Source organism: Desulfotomaculum sp. OF05-3, assembly GCF_003435535.1.
In the GTDB taxonomy this organism is placed as follows: domain Bacteria; phylum Bacillota; class Clostridia; order Lachnospirales; family Lachnospiraceae; genus Pilosibacter; species Pilosibacter fragilis.
This window is the reverse complement of the sequence record NZ_QWGO01000001.1, coordinates 358,942-359,202: the sequence shown is the minus strand read 5'-3', so window position 1 is coordinate 359,202 and position 261 is coordinate 358,942. Positions and strand designations below refer to the sequence as shown.

Annotated in this window: 1 pseudogene; it reads right to left on the bottom strand. The window is 39.1% G+C overall.

The features are described 5' to 3' along the window. Nucleotides 1-8: 8 nt before the first annotated feature. Nucleotides 9-261, bottom strand: a pseudogene (locus DXA87_RS18305) (IS982 family transposase); the annotation flags it as partial.

Sequence of the window (261 nt, the reverse complement as noted above, 5' to 3'; positions counted from 1 at the left end):
CAAATTTTTTAGAATATCAGTTCTTTGATTTTTCCAAGTTCGCAGGTTTCACCGAAAATACTGTTTAATGCAATGCAGAGGTTGTATGCCAATACTTTATTAACCAAACGGGTGCATAAGCCCTGAAAGCTTTTGGCAAGTACTCTTTCTGCATTTAACTGACCGCTTAACTGTGAAAAGACAGTTTCTACCCGTCTTCTCAATTTGAAGATCAGCTGACGCACCGATTTTGGCCAGTTTTCTTTACTGTTGGAACGCTTG